This is a genomic window from Metabacillus hrfriensis, assembly GCF_030127205.1.
Classification (GTDB): Bacteria; Bacillota; Bacilli; order Bacillales; family Bacillaceae; genus Bacillus_P; species Bacillus_P dongyingensis.
In genome coordinates this window covers 368,018-385,660 of sequence record NZ_CP126116.1, presented here as the reverse complement: position 1 = coordinate 385,660, position 17,643 = coordinate 368,018, and the positions used below count along the sequence as shown (strand labels likewise).

Sequence of the window (17,643 nt, the reverse complement as noted above, 5' to 3'; positions counted from 1 at the left end):
GATGTATTCAACAATCGTGGGCTTTTGTTGAAGAGTTAAATAACAATAAGCCAATCAAATCAAATTCAAAAAACTCGTCAAATTTGACGAGTTTTTCTGTGTTGTAATGCTAAATAGACTCCTGTTTTAAGTTTTGCACTCCAAAACGGAATCTGTTATTTGAGGCTGTTGTATTAATCGGACAGACACCTCCACCAGCTGCTTACTTCGGTTTTCGGAGCTACCTTGGGTTTGTTGAAAATAAAGCTGGAAAGGACTGTAACGGCAGGAGATGCCGAAAAAGGTTTTATCACGCTATTTTTGCAAGCCTCGGTGATCAATTAAATAATTTCAATATCTGGACTGAAAATACTCAAGGAGGAACAGCCGGCAATCCTTTTAACAGTTCTATAATTATTATCAGCACGGCTGACCAGAGTGTAAATAAACAAATGCGCGATGCGTTGGCGGGAGCAGGCTTTGATCCGGATATCATGAATGATGACAATATTCCTATAGGTTTGGTTAACATGGGGCTTGAAAAGGGAAAGGATACCTTTTCCTTTATCATGAGAGCTGCAATATGGGCAGAAAAATTTATTGGTGATCAATTTCTTAAACATTCATGCTCAAAGCCAGGCTCATCTTGCAAATAATAAAAATCAACCAGAAGACCGATTGAGTTTGCACTGGGGGGATTGTCCAATCCCATATCGAGCGTAAATTCGTACATAAAAGGATTAGATTAGACATGCCTAGGTCCATTTTTTAAAATTGGGTATTGCTAGGTCTAGTTTCGTATTGCCAAAAATGTGCTATTGCCGTTTATTATTTTCAGGATAGTATTTAACAAAAAGAGTCAAATTGAACTGTTATTTTTCAGTCTTTTTTCATATCGAGAAACATATACTCAGTAAGAATGACTTTAGAATAGGAGGATCTAAATGACAAACAACAACCTGTTAAGCTTTTATGATCCCTATGTTTATCAGACATTAACAACCATTGTTGGTAAAATGGTTACTGTTCAAACCATAAGAGGTAGCGTTCGTGGCTCCTTGAAAAATGTATTGCCAGATCACATTGTTGTCGAATCTAACGGAACTCCCTTTTTTATTCGTACCCAGCAAATTATTTGGGTTTTTCCTGGTTAACAAAAAGGAAGTGGAGGGGAAATAATGTTTAAAAGAATAAATAAATTGGCAATTGAACTTCCTATACCCGCACACGGCGATATGAATGCTGCAGCAGCAGTACAAGAGCTCTTGGGTGGCAAGTTTGGGGAGATGTCTACCTTAAATAACTATATGTTTCAGTCTTTTAACTTCAGAAATAAAAAAAAGCTAAAACCATTCTATGAGTTAGTGGCAAGCATTACGGCAGAAGAATTTGGTCATGTAGAACTTGTTTCTAATACGATTAATTTGTTATCGGTAGGTAATACTTTTCCAGGGAATCCGGATATCACTCCACTTCAAAATGGGAAGGATGCGAGAAACACCCACCATTTTATTTCTACAGCTCAAACGGCTATACCAGGTGATTCAATGGGAAGACCTTGGACTGGTGATAATGTTTTTAATAGCGGAAATCTGGTTTTAGATTTAACACATAACTTTTTTCTAGAGATTGGTGCACGTACACATAAAATGAGAGTTTATGAGATGACTGATAACCCAGTTGCTAGAACCATGATTGGGTATTTACTTGTTCGTGGAGGAACACATATCCTCGCCTATGCGAAAGCAATCGAAATTGCTACAGGGGTAGACTTGACGAAAATGCTTCCAGTTCCAAATCTTGATAACTCAAAATTTGATTATGCCAGACCGTTCATAGAAAAAGGCTTAAGCAATGTGCTATTCACATGGAGCGAAACAGAATACAGGGATATCGGAATGATTTGGAAAGGAACAAATCCGGAAAATGGGCAACCGCTTGAAGTGAAAATTGGTACTCCTGAAGGCGGACCAATTCCAGACTTAGAGGAATTACCTGAAGAATTTGCTCCTGGTATTACTAGGGATGATTATGAATTAATCAAAAAACGTCTAATGGATAATTTATAATGGTTTTTTTCAGGAAAAATATTAATAAAATTTTGATTTGTTCAGCGAACGGCAACAGCCACTGTTCGGTATTTTCATTCATACTTCAACAATCCAAGTTGACACTTAAATAGAATCAGTTTGAAGTCGTCTTATGAAAATTTTCCTTGTTTTTTTATTGTTCTTAGAAACTTAAGGAATTTCTCTTGTACATGCGGATGATTAATTAACCTCTTAACAACTTAAACTCCTAATTTGTGTTTGTTAATTAATGATTAAACTCTTATTTTAACTTTTGCTGAAACTCCCTTGTGATTTAAGTCACTAAAATATCGAGAGTTTGTGAACATTTTTGTGAAATAGTAAGCAAATGAATTCAGCACATGAAGCACAGGTGAAGCACGTGCATCTCATGGCCCTATCTCAACAAAAACAGAAAAAAGCAAGAGAACCGTTATCTTGCCTCTTTCGGTTTTTATGATAGACACTCATGCCGCGTTGCGGCATTGGAGAAGATCGCTTTTCCGGTTTGTTGCAGCTGATCATACTCTGGCTTCCCTAAGTTTTTTATTATTCGTAATCTCAAATCTTATATACCCCTTAAAACCTAGATATAAAGCCATTTTAGGACACACTAGAAAACTATAGAAAATTTTACTTTCCACGCTGGCAGCGAAGAGGTCAGTTATATTAGTCTCCGTAGTTCATGACAATAAATAGGAGCCTCCCCACTCAGGAAAGGCCCCCTACTCACTGTTACATCTTTATTTTTCTTTACTTACAAGTAGTGAACAGCACTCCACATGAGTAGTATGGGGAAACATATCAACAGGCTGAACTTCCACCGTAGCGTATCCGCCATCCTCCAACACACGCAAATCTCTTGCTAGCGTCGCTGGATTACAGCTCACATATACAACTTTCTTTGGCTTCATATCCAAAATCGTCTGCAGCAAGGCTTCGTCGCATCCTTTTCGAGGCGGATCGACTACAATAACATCTGCTGTATTCCCTTCTTCATACCACTTTGGAATGACTACTTCAGCTTCACCTACTGCAAACTCAGCATTTTCAATTCCGTTTAATGCTGCATTGCGTTTGGCATCTTCAATTGCCTCAGGAACAATTTCCACACCGAAAACTTTCTTAGCCTTCTGTGCTAAGAACAATGAAATCGTTCCGATACCACAATATGCATCGATAACTGATTCCTCACCACTTAAATCTGCATACTCCAACGCTTTATCATAAAGAACCTTAGTCTGCTCAGGATTCACCTGATAGAAAGATCTCGCTGATATCGCAAACTTGATGTCCCCGATGTAATCGTAAATATATTCTTCGCCCCAGAGCACGGTTGTTTGATCGCCGAAGATGACGTTGGTGCGTTTTGGGTTGATGTTTTGGACAATGGACTTGATGGCTGGGAATTGGGATGTGATGTCGTCGATGATGGCTTTTTTGTTTGGGAAATCGGGTGTTCGGGTGATGAAGACGACCATCATTTCCTTTGTGACGATGCCGTAGCGGACCATGATGTGGCGAAGCCAGCCTTTGTTTTTCTTTTCGTCGTAGGCACGGATGCCGTGACGGTTAGCGATGGCTTTGATGGCTGCGACGACTTCATCGTTTTCGCTTTGCTGGATGAGGCATTGCTCCATGTCGATGATTTCGTGGGAGCGCTGCTGGTAGAAGCCGGCTACTAGTCCGCCTTCACGTTCTCCGACTGGAACCTGGGCTTTGTTACGGTAGTTCCATGGGTCTTCCATGCCTAGTGCCGGGTGAACGGTAACTTTGTCCAGGTTGAGCTTGCCGATTCTTGTGAGCACTTCTTTAACTTGCTTTTGTTTGAAGTCAAGCTGGCCCTGGTAGCTTAGGTGCTGAAGCTGGCAGCCGCCGCATTGTTTATAGATCGGGCACGGGGCATCGATGCGTTCTGAGCTTTCTTCGTGCAGCTCGACTAGTCGTCCGAATGCGTAGCCTTTATTTATTTTCGTGACTTTGATTTGGCCTTTTTCGTTTGGAAGGGCGTTAGGAACGAAAATTGGGTAGCCTTCGATCTTGGCAACGCCTGATCCGTCGTGTGTCAGGTCTTCAAAGGTCACGTCGTAATATTCATTTTTTTGTACAGGCGCTATTGCCTTTGTCATGATTATCTTCCTTTTCAGTTTGCTGATTGTCTCATTTTATCACAGTCCAGACATAAGAAAAACTTGGCGCAGGGCCAAGTTTTTATTCGTCCATAGACTGGGCTTTTGAAAGCGGCATGAGGACGTCAATGTGACGGTACAGGTTGACGAATTCTCCCGGGAGGTCTCCGCCGTATTCACCGTCTAGGTTTAATTGCATTTTTTGAGCGGATGTTACTTTCACTCGGTTTGCGGTTGTATAGATGATGTTGCCATCACTTATATGCTCACCGCGCAGGGCGAGACTTGCGACTCTGATGAACTCGGCAAGGTTTGTTTTTTTCAAGATAAGAAGGTCGAACATGCCGTCATTCAGTTTGGAGTCTGGCGCAAGTTTTTCAAAGCCGCCGACAGAGTTTGTGAGCGATACGAGGAAGAGCATGATTTCGCCTTTGAACAGCTTTCCATCGTATTCGATTTCTACTTCAGCCGGACGGATGGAAGGCAGCATTTCCATGCCTTTTAAATAATAAGCGAGCTGACCCAATACCGTTTTCAGCTTGCTTGGCACTTCATATGTGAGTTCAGTCAGACGTCCGCCGCCTGCGATGTTGACGAAGTAGTGGCCGTTGACGCGTCCGATGTCGATCGCTCTTGCTTCGCCTGCAAGCAGGGCGTCTACCGCTGTTAAGATATTATCCCGCGGGATGCTGATGGCGCGGGCAAAGTCGTTTGTCGTCCCGACAGGTATCACGCCAAGCTGCGGTCTAACATCCAGCTCTGCAAGTCCATTTACTACTTCGTTTACGGTGCCGTCTCCGCCTGCTGCAATGACAAGGTCAAAGCCGCGTTCGCCTGCGACTCTTGCTGCCTGGATGGCATCGCCTTCGCAGGTTGTCGCGTGGCATGATGTTTCATAACCGGCTATTTCAAATTTCTGAAGAACTTCAGGTAATTGTTTTTTAAAGGCTTCGCGCCCTGATGTTGGATTATAGATTATTCTTGCTCTTTTCATTTTCCCCATCATCCTAAGTTAGAATGTATTTCCATGATTTGTTGTATCTAACAAGCCATCAATTATACTACACCTTTTTTGTTAGATACGCAATCCATAGAACTAGTATAGCCAAAGCCGGATAAAAACAACGGCGCCCTCCATGATGTTCACGCGGCGCCGTCTCTTTGTTTTATCGTTTCTGAATTTCTTCAAGCAAAAGCTTGTTGACCATTGGCGGGTTTGCCTGGCCTTTTGTTGCTTTCATAATTTGACCGACCAGGAAGCCGATCGCTTTTTGTTTACCGCTTTTGAAGTCCTCGATGGATTGCGGATTCGCATCAAGTGATTCGTTCACGATTTTGCGGAGCGTGCCTTCGTCAGAGATTTGGACAAGTCCCTGCTCCTTAACGATTTGCTCGGCATCGCCGCCTTTTTCGATCAGCTCTTTGAATACTTTTTTCGCGATTTTCGTTGAAATCGTGCCGTTTTCAATCAGCTTGATCATGCCCGCAAGTCCTTCTGGTGTAAGGGCTGCATCCTGAAGTTCTTTGCCTTCAGCGTTCAAGTATCCGCTCACTTCACCCATCAGCCAGTTAGATGCTTGCTTAGCGTCTGCTTCTTTTGCAACCGTTGCTTCAAAGAAATCAGACATTTCTTTTGTCAGAGTAAGTACCTGTGCATCATAAGATGGAAGGCCAAGTTCTTCCACATAGCGCTTTTGACGCTGATCAGGAAGCTCAGGAATCGTTGAACGAATGCGTTCCTTCCACTCGTCATCAATGTAGAGGGACACAAGGTCCGGCTCCGGGAAGTAGCGGTAGTCGTCAGATCCTTCTTTCACGCGCATCAGGATTGTTTTTCCCGTTGCTTCGTCAAAGCGGCGTGTTTCCTGCTCGATGATGCCGCCTGATAAAAGAACTTCCTCCTGGCGCTTTACTTCATGCTCAAGTCCTCTTCGGACAAAGTTAAAGGAGTTCAGGTTTTTCAGCTCTGCTTTTGTACCGAATTTCTCTTGGCCTACTGGACGAAGGGAAATGTTGGCGTCACAGCGGAGTGAGCCTTCCTCCATCTTGCAGTCTGATACACCTGTGTATTGAATAATCGCTTTCAGCTTTTCAAGATAAGCGTACGCTTCTTCAGGTGTGCGGATGTCCGGCTCTGAGACGATTTCGATCAGCGGTGTGCCCTGGCGGTTGTAATCACAAAGAGAATAACCGTCGCCTGTATGTGTCAGCTTGCCTGCATCTTCTTCTAAATGAAGACGGGTAATGCCGATTCGTTTCTTGTAGCCGCTCACTTCAATATCAATCCAGCCGTGCTCGCCGATTGGCTTGTCAAATTGGGAAATTTGGTAAGCTTTCGGGTTATCCGGGTAAAAATAGTTTTTGCGGTCGAACTTTGTATCTGTCGCAACTTCACAGTTGAGCGCCATTGCAGCTTTCATGGCGAAATCAACAGCTTCTTTGTTTAGTACCGGGAGAACCCCTGGGTAGCCGAGTTCGATCACGCTTGTGTTTGTATTTGGATCAGCGCCAAAATGGTTCGGTGCGCTTGAGAAAATTTTCGAATTTGTTTTTAATTCAACGTGGACTTCAAGTCCAATGACCGTTTCAAAGTTCATGATTTCACCCCTTACAATTCAGGTTTTGCTTTATGATGGTCGGTTGCCTGCTCAAATGCATGCGCAACGCGGTAAACTGTGCTTTCGTCGAAATGCTTTCCGATGATTTGAAGACCGAGCGGCAATCCGTTTGAGAATCCGCAAGGCACAGAGATGCCAGGTACACCTGCAAGGTTCACAGGGATTGTTAAAATATCGTTCGCATACATGGTCATCGGATCCTCTGTTTTTTCGCCTACTTTAAAGGCTGGTGTAGGAGTTGTCGGGCCAACGATGACGTCATACTTTTCAAACACATCTTCAAAGTCTTTTTTGATGAGTGTGCGGACTTGCTGTGCTTTTTTGTAGTAAGCATCATAGTAGCCTGAGCTGAGTGCGAATGTTCCAAGCATGATGCGGCGTTTCACCTCATCACCGAAGCCCTCTGAACGGGACTGCTTGTACAATTCGATCAGGTTCTTCGCATTGTCTGATCGGTAGCCATAGCGGACGCCGTCAAAACGTGCAAGATTCGCTGATGCTTCTGATGAAGACAGCAGGTAGTACGTAGCAAGCGCGTATTTTGAATGAGGCAGAGATACCTCTTCCCATGTTGCACCCTGTGCTTCTAATACTTTTAAAGCATCAAGAACAGACTGCTTCACTTCTTCGCTGACGCCTTCGCCTAAGTATTCTTTTGGTACGGCGATTTTAAGGCCTTTTACATCTCCTGTCAGTGCAGAAAGAAAATCTGGAACGTCAACGTTTGCTGATGTTGAGTCCATTTTATCTACTCCTGAAATCGCTTGGAGCAAAAAGGCATTGTCTTCAACATTTGTCGTTAACGGTCCGATTTGATCAAGAGATGATGCAAATGCAATCAGTCCGAAACGTGATACACGTCCATATGTAGGTTTTAACCCAACGACACCTGTGAAAGCTGCCGGCTGGCGAATCGATCCGCCTGTATCTGATCCAAGGGCAAATGGTACCTCGCCCGCTGCAACTGCTGCAGCTGAACCGCCGCTTGATCCGCCTGGTACGGTTTCAAGATTCCATGGATTTTTCGTTACTTTGTAGCCAGAGTTCTCTGTTGAAGATCCCATTGCGAATTCATCCATGTTTAGTTTTCCGATTGTAACAGCTTCCGCTTTTTTCAAATGCTGAACAACCGTTGCGTCATAAATCGGGTCGAAGTTTTCAAGGATTTTACTTGCCGCTGTAGTACGCAGGTTTTTCGTAACGATGTTGTCCTTTACTCCAATCGGCATTCCAAACAATAGGCCTAATTCATCACGCGTTCCGATCGCTTCGTCCAGTTCTTTTGCATAGGAACGTGCTTTTTCTTCATCTAATGTAAGGAAGGCATTCACTTGATCGTCGACGGCATGAATTCGTTTGTACGATTCGTCAACAAGGTCTGTTACGGTGATTTCTTTTTTATGTAAAAGTGTTTTTAGTTCTGACAGTTTGTGGTCAAATAATGACATGCTGGCTGCTCCCTCCTTATTCTAAAATGGACGGCACGCGAATGTATCCGTCTTTATGGTCAGGAGCGTTTTTCACGACATCCTCTACTGGCAATCCTTTTTCTGCTTTGTCTTCGCGCAGAATGTTTTTCATCTCTAATACGTGTGTTGTCGGCTCAACGCCTGTTGTATCAAGCTCATTCAATTGCTCTGCGAATGTGATGATCGCGTCCAATTGAGTTGTGAACATTTCCGTTTCTTCTTCCGTGATCGCTAAACGCGCTAAATTCGCAACGTGCTTCACTTCTTCTTTTGAAATGCGTGACATGTGCTCCACCTCCATTAAATCTCGTGTAAACAATACTCTGATGATAACAAAAGTCAGTGCATTAAAGCAACAAAAGCTCGTGATTATTGCGCCTTACCGTATTCCTGATCGAGTACTTTTTTCACAATGTTCGGGTGATCCGTCATGATGCCATCCGCACCGATTTCAACGAGCTTCCGGACACTGTCTTCATCGTTGATCGTCCAGTATTGCACAGCGATGTTTCGTTTATGCAGGGATTTGATGATTCGCTCGGTTGTCAGATTAAGACCACTTGCGCTCATTGGGATTTGAACCGCTGTGTATTTGTTCATTGGAATCAGCCGGTCCAGGAACAGCTTGTGGGCAAGGACGAAGTTGCGTGTTGCTTCGGATGGTGAGCTGACAGGAACTTTGCCGCCGGTTGCTTCGATGAAGTCATTCAGCGATTCGTCGTAGAATGAGGCGATGATGACGTTGTCGGTCATGTTGTGTTTTTGGATCAAGTCGGCCATTTTGTCTGTCAGTAAGGGGTCTTCGGTTTTCAGCTCAATAGTCATTGGATAGCCTGGGAAAGCGGTGAAGATTTCCTCCATGGTTGGGATGGTGACGCCTTTGTTTCGGTAAGGATGGGTTCCGTCCGGACCGACGAAGTGATAGCCTGCGTCCAGCTGTTTCAGTTGTTGGAGTGTCATATCTTTTACAGCACCTGTTCCATTTGTTGTGCGGTCTACAGTAGCGTCATGTATCACGACGACTTCTTTGTCTTTTGAGAGGTGAACGTCCATTTCGAGCATGTCGACTTCGAGTTTTTCAGAAAGGGAGAAGGCTGCCAGTGTGTTGCCGGGCGCCATTCCGTCTCCGCCTTGGTGGGCAATTATGAGCGGTCGCTTGCCTTTTTTGAGGAAAGCTTGATTTTCTAGGGGTTGAACAGGGATGTATTGAATGATGGCGATGTACAGGATCAGCGCGATGAGAATCGCAGAGGTGATTTTTATCTTGGTCCTCTTCTTTCTGACGGGCTGCGGCACGATTTCCATGGTTTGGTCCCCTTTTTTGGTTGGTAGTTTCTTTATATCATGGATCGTGTAATGGTGATGCAGGAATTTTGTCAAATTTATTCAACAAGTTTAATAATAAGCTACCCTCCCTTTCTAGCAAAACCCTCACTTACTTTCCAATCTCAGCAAAATACTTTCCATTCCGCCCCAAATACTATCCGGAATCCCTCCTTTACTTGCCAAACTCCAACAAATACTTTCTTTTTCCCAATTGTCTCCTAAAAAACAAAAAACACCAGCATCCATGCGGTGTTCTTCATTTAAACAAACGTTTGATTAAGCTCTATTTGCTGCTCTGGCGCAGTTTCAGCTTGGTTGCGATCACTACTTGCTTCGCAATTTTGCGTTCGGTGATGCGTTCAACCAGGAGATCAACAGCCGTCTCACCCATGACCTCTGTGTAGACCTTCACCGTGCTGAGCGCCGGGAAAATGTACTTTGAGACGCTGATGTCATTTACCCCGATGATGCTGACCTGCTCCGGGACACGGATGCCGTGCTCGTGCAGGGCCTGGAGGCTGCCGATGGCGATGGAGTCGTTGCCTGCAAAGAAGGCGCTTGGCAGGGAATCACCGAGCTCTGCAATGGCTTGGGACATCAAGCGATGGCCGTCCTTTACGGTGAATGATCCGATGAACATGGCGTCCTCGCGCAGCATGCCTCTTCCAGACAAGTACTTGATGAATGTCTGCTCGCGCTGATCGTCAAGTGTTGTGCTGTGCTCGCGGTAGGCTTCGCGTCCGCCGATGTAGCCGATTTGCGTGTGCCCTTTTGCGATGAAATGGTCGAGGACGCGCTCTGTTGCCCGTTCGAAGTCGACGATGACGGAATCGAATTTTTCCGGATCCGGACTTGAGTCGACGAAGACGACGTTTCGCGCTGCTTTTTTGAATTCCTCTGCCTGCTGGTTGCTGAATTTGCCCACTGCGACGATGCCCTGAAGCTGATCCTGGTTGATCGCTTCAAAATCGTCGTAAAAATAGGTCGCAAGCTGAAGGTTGTGACTCTTCGCCCGCTCCTCGATGCCGAGCCTGATCGACATGTAGTAAAGATCGTTCAGCTCCTCCTGCTCTGTGTACCAGTGCACGATAGCGATCTTTGGAACGAGGTTTTTCTTTGTTTTTCTTTTTTGATAAGACAGCTCCTCAGCCACTTCGAAAATTCGCTTTTTCGTTTCGTCTCCAACGGATAGCGTTTCGTCAAAGTTCAGGACCCTCGAAACCGTCGCAATGGATACACCCGCTTTTTCAGCTATATCTTTTATCGTAGCCGCCATATACCGTAACCCCTTTGTTAAAATCAGAAAGTTTTCATATCCTTGTCCAGCTCCACCGCCTAACTCCTCGGTCAGTACGGATCTGCCTGTCGGAGCTAACCAGGCGGTTCCGCTTTTCTATATTAGTCCGAATGTAAATGATGTTCTGGATCTGTATGCCTCATGTGCCGCAAGCTTATGTGTCGGCAGGCCTGGGATCAGCAGCGATTCCGGAATGCGCTGTGTCTCAATGCAGATTGCCGCATATGGCCCGGTTGCCTGACCCGGTTTTAATGGATGATCGGTATCCATTTTATTCGCCATGTAGATGACAGCTGCTGGATCTGTTGTCTGCACTACCATCTTCCGTCCGCTTTCCTGCTCCTCTACTGACACTTGGTTGAGCTCACTTTGTTCAAATAGAAAAAGGTGGTCAAAACCGTTTCCGACCTTGTTGATCTGCTCGTGGTCAGACTCTGCTGCTTCTCTTAATAGTTTACCAGTTTTCAGGTCAAACGGGGTTTCTTTTGCAGGAATCCATCTGCCTGTTGGAATCGAATCGTCATCGAATTCAGCAATGGCATCACTTTTCATTGTAAGAGAGTGATTCAGTACGTCCCTTCCGCTGTCTGCTGATAAATTAAAATAAGCGTGGTTTGTCAGGTTGAGCCATGTATTTTTGTCCGAACGTGCTTCGTAATCAATGGTAAAGGTATTGTCACAGTCCAGACGGTATGTTACCTGTGCCTCAAGATTTCCAGGATAGCCGCCTTCCCCATCCCTGCTGAAATGCGTGAGGATCACTTCTGCTGAATCCTCATGTTCAACGGTTTTTACGTTCCAGAAAACCTGATGAAAGCCATGAGGACCACCGTGCAAATGGTGCTCTCCTTCGTTTGCCTCTAGTTTGTACGGACCAAGCTCTGCATTTGGAACCCGTCCTGCAACGCGGCCGATCAGTGCTCCTAAATAATATGGATTTTCGATATACTGCTCAGCATTTTCATAAGCTAAAACAACATTTTCAAAGTTTCCGTTTTTATCAGGCGCCATGATCGACGTGATTGTTCCGCCAAGGTTTAAGAAGCTGACCGAAAAGCCCTGATCGTTTTCAAGCGTATATTTTTCAATGTTTTGCTGCGGGTGTGTGAGAATCGTTTCGTGAAGGATTTTCATTTTCATCGTTCCTCTCTCTTTTTAAACTCTGGATAAAATGATTAAAATGATTATTCCCTTCATTCGTTCTTTTAAAAACTCCCGCATCCTCTAATACTCTGCTGAACTTTAATCCCACTTCTTTTTTCAGGATTCCATCAGCCGTTTCTTTTTCAAACGATTGATATTTCGAGATTAAGTGCTGAACCCATTCCTCATGATGCTTCGGGACTTCAGCCTCCTCACCGAGAAGGAAGGCTTCTATTTGCTGAAGCTCATGTTTAAGACGCTCTGGAAGGACCGCCAAGCCCATGACTTCAATCAGGCCGATGTTTTCTTTTTTAATATGATGCAAATCTGCATGGGGATGGAAAATTCCCATCGGATGCTCTTCGCTCGTTCGGTTGTTGCGAAGGACAAGGTCAAGCTCAAAGCGGCCGTCTCTCATTCTTGCAATCGGCGTCACCGTTTGATGAGATTCGTCTCCTGTAAAAGCAATAATCTCTGCTTCTTCATTTGAATAGGTTTTCCATGTATTCAGCACGTGTTCTGCCGCTGTAACGAGCGCCGCTTTATCTGATGATCGCAGTCTCAGCACCGACATTGGCCATTTCACCTTTGAGAAGGCTACCTCAGGAAAGCTCTCAATCTCAAACTTCTCTTCATCAGGAGCTTCCGCCATCGCAAACGTATACTTGCCTGCCTGATAGTGATCATGGGAGAGAATCGATCCGCCGACAATTGGAAGGTCAGCATTTGAGCCGATAAAATAGTGCGGAAACTGCTCAACGAAAGCAAGCAGTCTTCGGAAGGCGCTCCCATTGATTTTCATGTCTCTGTGCTCTCCGGATAACACAATGGAATGCTCATTGTAATAAATGTAAGGCGAATATTGAAAATACCACTGTTCATTCTCAAGGTTCAGCTCAATCACACGGTGATTGGATCGCGCAGGGTGTCCGATGCGGCCTGTGTAGCCTTCGTTTTCCGCGCAAAGCAGGCAATTCGGATACTTGCTTGCCGGTTTGACTGCCCGCTCCCGTGCGATATCCCGGGGGTCTTTTTCAGGCTTTGAGAGATTAATTGTAATATCAATCTCCCCGTATTCAGTCGGCGTTTTATAATGAATGTTTTTCGCGATTCGTTTTGTCTGAATGTAATTGCTGTTCTGACTCAGCTTGTAAAAGTAATCTGTCGCGATTTCAGGTGACAGGCTGTAATACTCTTCAAACGTTTGCTGAATCGCGGACGGCTTATCAAGAAACACATTCATAAGATTGGCAGACAGCTTTTCTTTTTCATCAAAGGTTCCTTCAATGATGCCGCGTTCTGCTGTCTGCTCGACTATCATATCAAGCAGATCCGGTATGGAAAGCAGCATGTTCGGCAGATCGCATTCTTCATAGGCATCAATCCCAAGCAGACCGAGAATCTGATTTCGGGCATACATCCGGTCTCTGTCAGTGATGAATTTTTTCTGGATGGCTTGCTCAACTAATTGATTGACGAATGAAGAATTGTTCATCTGGAATCCTCTCCATATCCGTTTGGTTTTGTTTGGTGCCAGTTCCATGCATCCTGCAGGATCGTTTTGATATTCGTACGGGATGGCTCCCAGCCGAGAATCACTCTTGCTTTTTCGGATGAAGCGACAAGTGTGCTCGGGTCACCTGGACGTCTAGGTGCAGCTTTTGCAGGAATCGGGTGTCCCGTCACTTCTCTTGCTTCCTTAATCATTTCATTCACCGAGAAGCCCTGGCTGCTGCCGAGGTTCAAAATGATGCTTTCGCCTTGTCTGCTTAAATAGTTCAGGGCAAGGAGATGGGCGTCAATTAAATCTTCCACGTGAACGTAATCACGGATGCATGTGCCATCAGGCGTTGCATAATCATCACCAAAAACAGAGATGTGCTCTCTTTGTCCTAATGCAACCTGGAGAATGATCGGCACTAAATGGGTTTCAGGTGTATGATCCTCTCCGATTTCAGTCGTGGCTCTTGCACCGGCAACATTGAAATAGCGCAGGGATACATAGCGGATGCCGTATGCTTGCTCGCACCAGCGCATCATTTTTTCCATCATCAGCTTTGATTCGCCGTATGGATTAGTAGGATTGGTGTGTTCGCTTTCTGTAATCGGAATGTTCTTCGGCTCACCGTATACAGCGGCTGTCGATGAAAAGACGATTTCTTTCACACCGTGCTTCTGCATCACTTCAAGCAGAACCTGTAATCCGTAGACATTATTGTGAAAATACTTGAGCGGCTGCAGGACGGATTCTCCTACTAAGGAGTTGGCTGCGAAGTGCAGCACCTGGGTGATTTCTTCTTTTTCAAACACGCTGTTTAAAAATGCCTGATCTCTCAGGTCGCCTTCGTAAAAACTTGCTCCCGGATGGATCGCTTCTTTGTGGCCGGTCTGGAGGTTATCGACCACGACAACGTCCAATCCCTGATCTGCTAATTGATAGACTGCATGGGAGCCGATGTAGCCGGCTCCGCCAAGAACTAAAACGCTCATATATGAACCCCCAATTCAATTTCGCATGCTCCGTCCCCGATGTCTGCGATGTAGAAGGATGCCTCGTAGCCGACTGCCTTTAAATAAGATTGGCCGACTTCTTCAAGAAAATCACCTACACTTCCGCGTTCAACAATCGCGATTGCGCATCCCCCAAAGCCAGCACCTGTCATACGCGCACCGATAACGCCGTTTTGCTTCCAAGCAGCCTCGACAAGTGCATCGAGCTCTGTACCTGTTACTTCATAATCGTCCCGCAGTGAGCGGTGGGAAGCATTCATTAATTCGCCGAATGTAGATAAGTCGTTCTTTTCAAGGGCTTCAAGTGCATGAATGGTCCGTTCATTTTCACTGACAGCGTGACGCGCGCGCTTTCTCACCGTTTCATCCGCAATGGAATCTGCGTATTTTTCGAATGTTTCCAGCGAGAGTTCGCCCAACGACTGCACGGGTGCCTTTTCCTGCAGGATCTTCAAGGCATCTTCACATTCCTGACGGCGTTCGTTATATTTTGAAGCGGCAAGCTCTCTGCGTTTGTTTGTGTTCATGATCACGATGACATGATGCTCTAAATGGATCGGTGCGTAGCGGTATTGGAGCGTATTGCAATCCAGCAGCATGCCGCACGCTTTTTTCCCCATGCCAATGGCGAACTGATCCATGATCCCGCTGTTGACGCCGATGTATTGATTTTCAACGATCTGACCAAGCTTGACGAGCTCAATCCGGTCTATTTTCAGATCAAAGAGAGATTCAAGCATCACGCCAGTAACCAATTCAATGGAGGCAGACGATGATAAGCCTGCGCCATTCGGAATGTTTCCATAGATTAAGAGATCAAACCCCTCTTCAATCTCATATCCGTGCTGCTTTAAAGCTGCGCTCATCCCTTTTGGATAATTCGCCCAGTCGTGTTCAGTTTGATAGTCCAAGTCATCAAGGGAGCACTCAATAATCCCCTTATCAGGAAAATTCACCGAGTACATGCGCAGCATCCGGTCTGAACGCTTTGCAGCAAGCGCGTAGGTTCCGTACGTAATCGCACATGGAAAAACGTGCCCGCCGTTGTAATCTGTGTGTTCCCCGATCAGGTTAATGCGCCCCGGCGCAAAGAAGCTGCGATAGTCCCCTTTGCCGAACTTTTCTCTGAATAAGCCTTCTAATTCCCCCGCATTCATGATGAGTGTCCCCCTCGCTCCATGATTTTCGTTTCAAACGGCTGCAGCACTTCCCCTTCGAAAGCTGCTTCCCCGTGGTTGTGGTTCATGACAATCACATGCCCCGCGCGTTCGACTACTTCAACACCAGGCTCGCTCTTGATGAACGAGATGCCTGTTTCATTTAAGACGGTTAATGTTAAATCAGAAAGAACGCCTGCTTCAGCACCTGTTCCGACGTAATATGCTTTTCCGTTTCCATACTCATTGACTGTTAAGGCTGCATAGTTTTTATAAAAACGGTCGCTGTAGGAATAGAGAACATCTGCGGTTGTTGTGCGGATGAGATCTCTCCACACCTGTCCCTGCGCCTCTTTCTGGCCGTCTTTTGAAAGGATTGAAACATGCTGGCCCTCATGAAGCGATTCGGCTTCATCGATTTCAATGCCGAGCAGTTCTTTTAATAAATAAGGCGATTTGTCGCCGAATGGAATATTGTTGTCTTTGTTTTTCATGCCGGCACGGAATGAGAAGATCACGGTGCCGCCCTTTTCTGTGAAGGCTTTTAATCTTGCAGCAAGCTCTTCATCTACGAGTGTCAGCACAGGCACAATAACAACTTTATAAACCGAGAAATCATGGTCGTATTTGAGCACGTCCACGGGTACATTCACATCATGGAACGGCTGGTACAGGCGCATTAATTCGTTTGTAAATTCAAGCTGTGAGCTTTGCTGCTGAATGCGCATCGACCAGATGTTATTAAAATCATACAGCACGGCTACATCTGACTTGAATGGTGCCTTGAACACTTCTTCATACTTGCGGACTTCTTTAAACACTTCCTGAACTTCGTAAAATTTTCTTGAACGTGTATTATCAGCATCGATAATGCCAAGGCAATACTGCTCTGCCCCTCTGTTCATGCCTCTGAAGCGGAAGTACAGCATGTTGCTGCATCCGTGCGCAAATGCGTGGTACGACCATAATTGCGCCTGACCAGGTCTTGGAAGATAGCCGATAATGTCATGACCCTGTGCCCCCATCAACTGTTCAACAATCCAGAAGTTCTCGCGTTTGATGCCGCGGATAAATCCGAGCGTGAATGATAGAAAGGCTGGTGTGACTGGCTCTGTCAGTCCGCCCCAAACCGGGTAATTGTCGTAGGACACGAAATCCAGGTCTCTTGAAAACTCGTTATGGTCGAACCATTTTCCGAAGAAGCCGCCCGGTAGATTTGTTGTAACCTCCTGATGAGCTCCCTTCAGCTTTTTTACTAGATTCAGATGCGTCTTCGCGAACTCGCTTAGAGACTTGCTTCTGAATCTTGCCCAGTCGAGCATCATCGCCGGGTTATGAACCGTGATTGTCGGCTTTGGAACAGGAACTTCATGGAAAGAGTTATACGTTTGTCCCCAGAAAATCGTTCCCCAGCGCTTGTTCAGTTCATCAACCGATTCATATTTTTTTGCAAGGAATGTGTGAAAAGCTTCTCTGCATTGACCGCAGTAGCACATATCGCTGCCTTCATGGCCAAGCTCGTTGTCGATCTGCCATGAGACGATGCCGCTCTCGTTTTGATAGTGAGTGACCAGCTTTTCAACGATTGCTAAAGAATAAGTTTGATAGTTTTTAGAGTTATAGCAGTACTGTCTCCTGCCGCCGAACGATTTGGGATGGCCGTTTTCGTCTTCGAGCAGAATATCCGGATGTTTTTTTACGAGCCAGGCAGGAAACGTTGCGGTCGGTGTTCCGAACATGACCGCAATGCCTTCTTTCTTAAACCGGTTTATGACTTCGTCAAAAAAAGAGAAATCATACTGCCCTTCTGAAGGCTCCATTAAGTGCCAGGCAAATTCGCCGATGCGCACCATGTTGACGCCCATTTCCTTCATCTTTTCAATATCTTCGCCGAACAGGGATGGATCCCAATGCTCTGGATAGTAATCAACGCCTAAATACATGT

At 45.4% G+C, this 17,643-nt stretch carries 14 protein-coding genes; 2 read left to right on the top strand and 12 right to left on the bottom strand.

Annotation, left to right across the window (positions count from 1 at the left end):
- The first annotated feature begins 923 nt into the window (after positions 1 to 923).
- Positions 924 to 1,133, top strand: coding sequence for a YuzF family protein (locus QLQ22_RS02000; protein ID WP_144927813.1), 210 nt, complete (start codon positions 924 to 926; stop codon positions 1,131 to 1,133).
- Positions 1,134 to 1,157: 24 nt separating this feature from the next.
- Positions 1,158 to 2,048, top strand: a complete 891-nt coding sequence (locus QLQ22_RS01995; protein ID WP_223439110.1) for a manganese catalase family protein — start codon at positions 1,158 to 1,160, stop codon at positions 2,046 to 2,048.
- 743 nt (positions 2,049 to 2,791) lie between these two features.
- Here the strand turns inward: QLQ22_RS01995 and rlmD are convergent.
- The 12 genes from rlmD to QLQ22_RS01935 form a co-directional block, all read right to left on the bottom strand.
- Positions 2,792 to 4,177, bottom strand: coding sequence for a 23S rRNA (uracil(1939)-C(5))-methyltransferase RlmD (gene rlmD / locus QLQ22_RS01990; protein ID WP_252207937.1), 1,386 nt, complete (start codon positions 4,175 to 4,177; stop codon positions 2,792 to 2,794).
- Positions 4,178 to 4,259: 82 nt separating this feature from the next.
- On the bottom strand, positions 4,260 to 5,171 hold the full coding sequence (locus tag QLQ22_RS01985) for a diacylglycerol kinase (RefSeq protein ID WP_223439106.1): 912 nt from the start codon (positions 5,169 to 5,171) through the stop codon (positions 4,260 to 4,262).
- Positions 5,172 to 5,343: 172 nt separating this feature from the next.
- Positions 5,344 to 6,774: an Asp-tRNA(Asn)/Glu-tRNA(Gln) amidotransferase subunit GatB gene (gene gatB / locus QLQ22_RS01980; RefSeq protein ID WP_284015904.1), complete on the bottom strand. Its 1,431-nt coding sequence runs from the start codon at positions 6,772 to 6,774 to the stop codon at positions 5,344 to 5,346.
- 11 nt (positions 6,775 to 6,785) lie between these two features.
- Positions 6,786 to 8,243, bottom strand: coding sequence for an Asp-tRNA(Asn)/Glu-tRNA(Gln) amidotransferase subunit GatA (gatA, locus tag QLQ22_RS01975; protein WP_284015903.1), 1,458 nt, complete (start codon positions 8,241 to 8,243; stop codon positions 6,786 to 6,788).
- A gap of 16 nt (positions 8,244 to 8,259) precedes the next feature.
- Positions 8,260 to 8,550: an Asp-tRNA(Asn)/Glu-tRNA(Gln) amidotransferase subunit GatC gene (gatC, locus tag QLQ22_RS01970; protein ID WP_029285534.1), complete on the bottom strand. Its 291-nt coding sequence runs from the start codon at positions 8,548 to 8,550 to the stop codon at positions 8,260 to 8,262.
- 83 nt (positions 8,551 to 8,633) lie between these two features.
- Positions 8,634 to 9,569, bottom strand: coding sequence for a glycerophosphodiester phosphodiesterase family protein (locus QLQ22_RS01965; protein WP_284015901.1), 936 nt, complete (start codon positions 9,567 to 9,569; stop codon positions 8,634 to 8,636).
- A 304-nt stretch (positions 9,570 to 9,873) separates the two neighbouring features.
- Positions 9,874 to 10,866, bottom strand: a complete 993-nt coding sequence (locus QLQ22_RS01960) for a LacI family DNA-binding transcriptional regulator (protein ID WP_284015900.1) — start codon at positions 10,864 to 10,866, stop codon at positions 9,874 to 9,876.
- A 117-nt stretch (positions 10,867 to 10,983) separates the two neighbouring features.
- Entirely contained in the window at positions 10,984 to 12,027 is a 1,044-nt protein-coding gene (locus QLQ22_RS01955) for an aldose epimerase family protein (protein ID WP_284015899.1), read from the bottom strand.
- Positions 11,972 to 13,525: a UDP-glucose--hexose-1-phosphate uridylyltransferase gene (gene galT / locus QLQ22_RS01950; protein WP_223439093.1), complete on the bottom strand. Its 1,554-nt coding sequence runs from the start codon at positions 13,523 to 13,525 to the stop codon at positions 11,972 to 11,974. Before galT ends, QLQ22_RS01955 begins: the two co-directional genes overlap by 56 nt.
- A complete protein-coding gene (galE, locus tag QLQ22_RS01945) occupies positions 13,522 to 14,520 on the bottom strand; it encodes a UDP-glucose 4-epimerase GalE (RefSeq protein WP_223439092.1) in 999 nt (332 codons plus the stop codon). Before galE ends, galT begins: the two co-directional genes overlap by 4 nt.
- Positions 14,517 to 15,698 carry a galactokinase gene (locus QLQ22_RS01940; RefSeq protein WP_223439091.1) on the bottom strand — a complete coding sequence of 394 codons (1,182 nt, stop codon included), beginning with the start codon at positions 15,696 to 15,698 and terminating at the stop codon, positions 14,517 to 14,519. Before QLQ22_RS01940 ends, galE begins: the two co-directional genes overlap by 4 nt.
- On the bottom strand, positions 15,695 to 17,641 hold the full coding sequence (locus tag QLQ22_RS01935) for a beta-galactosidase (RefSeq protein WP_284015898.1): 1,947 nt from the start codon (positions 17,639 to 17,641) through the stop codon (positions 15,695 to 15,697). Before QLQ22_RS01935 ends, QLQ22_RS01940 begins: the two co-directional genes overlap by 4 nt.
- Positions 17,642 to 17,643 lie beyond the last annotated feature (2 nt).

Excerpts from the sequence above, each read along its gene's own strand:
- galE (WP_223439092.1), bottom strand. The coding sequence starts at position 14,520 with ATGAGCGTTTTAGTTCTTGGCGGAGCCGGCTACATCGGCTCCCATGCA.
- rlmD (WP_252207937.1), bottom strand. The coding sequence starts at position 4,177 with ATGACAAAGGCAATAGCGCCTGTACAAAAAAATGAATATTACGACGTG.
- gatC (WP_029285534.1), bottom strand. The coding sequence starts at position 8,550 with ATGTCACGCATTTCAAAAGAAGAAGTGAAGCACGTTGCGAATTTAGCG.
- gatA (WP_284015903.1), bottom strand. The coding sequence starts at position 8,243 with ATGTCATTATTTGACCACAAACTGTCAGAACTAAAAACACTTTTACAT.
- QLQ22_RS01960 (WP_284015900.1), bottom strand. The coding sequence starts at position 10,866 with ATGGCGGCTACGATAAAAGATATAGCTGAAAAAGCGGGTGTATCCATT.
- QLQ22_RS01965 (WP_284015901.1), bottom strand. The coding sequence starts at position 9,569 with ATGGAAATCGTGCCGCAGCCCGTCAGAAAGAAGAGGACCAAGATAAAA.
- galT (WP_223439093.1), bottom strand. The coding sequence starts at position 13,525 with ATGAACAATTCTTCATTCGTCAATCAATTAGTTGAGCAAGCCATCCAG.
- QLQ22_RS01985 (WP_223439106.1), bottom strand. The coding sequence starts at position 5,171 with ATGAAAAGAGCAAGAATAATCTATAATCCAACATCAGGGCGCGAAGCC.
- QLQ22_RS01935 (WP_284015898.1), bottom strand. The coding sequence starts at position 17,641 with ATGTATTTAGGCGTTGATTACTATCCAGAGCATTGGGATCCATCCCTG.
- gatB (WP_284015904.1), bottom strand. The coding sequence starts at position 6,774 with ATGAACTTTGAAACGGTCATTGGACTTGAAGTCCACGTTGAATTAAAA.
- QLQ22_RS02000 (WP_144927813.1), top strand. The coding sequence starts at position 924 with ATGACAAACAACAACCTGTTAAGCTTTTATGATCCCTATGTTTATCAG.
- QLQ22_RS01940 (WP_223439091.1), bottom strand. The coding sequence starts at position 15,698 with ATGAATGCGGGGGAATTAGAAGGCTTATTCAGAGAAAAGTTCGGCAAA.
- QLQ22_RS01995 (WP_223439110.1), top strand. The coding sequence starts at position 1,158 with ATGTTTAAAAGAATAAATAAATTGGCAATTGAACTTCCTATACCCGCA.
- QLQ22_RS01955 (WP_284015899.1), bottom strand. The coding sequence starts at position 12,027 with ATGAAAATGAAAATCCTTCACGAAACGATTCTCACACACCCGCAGCAA.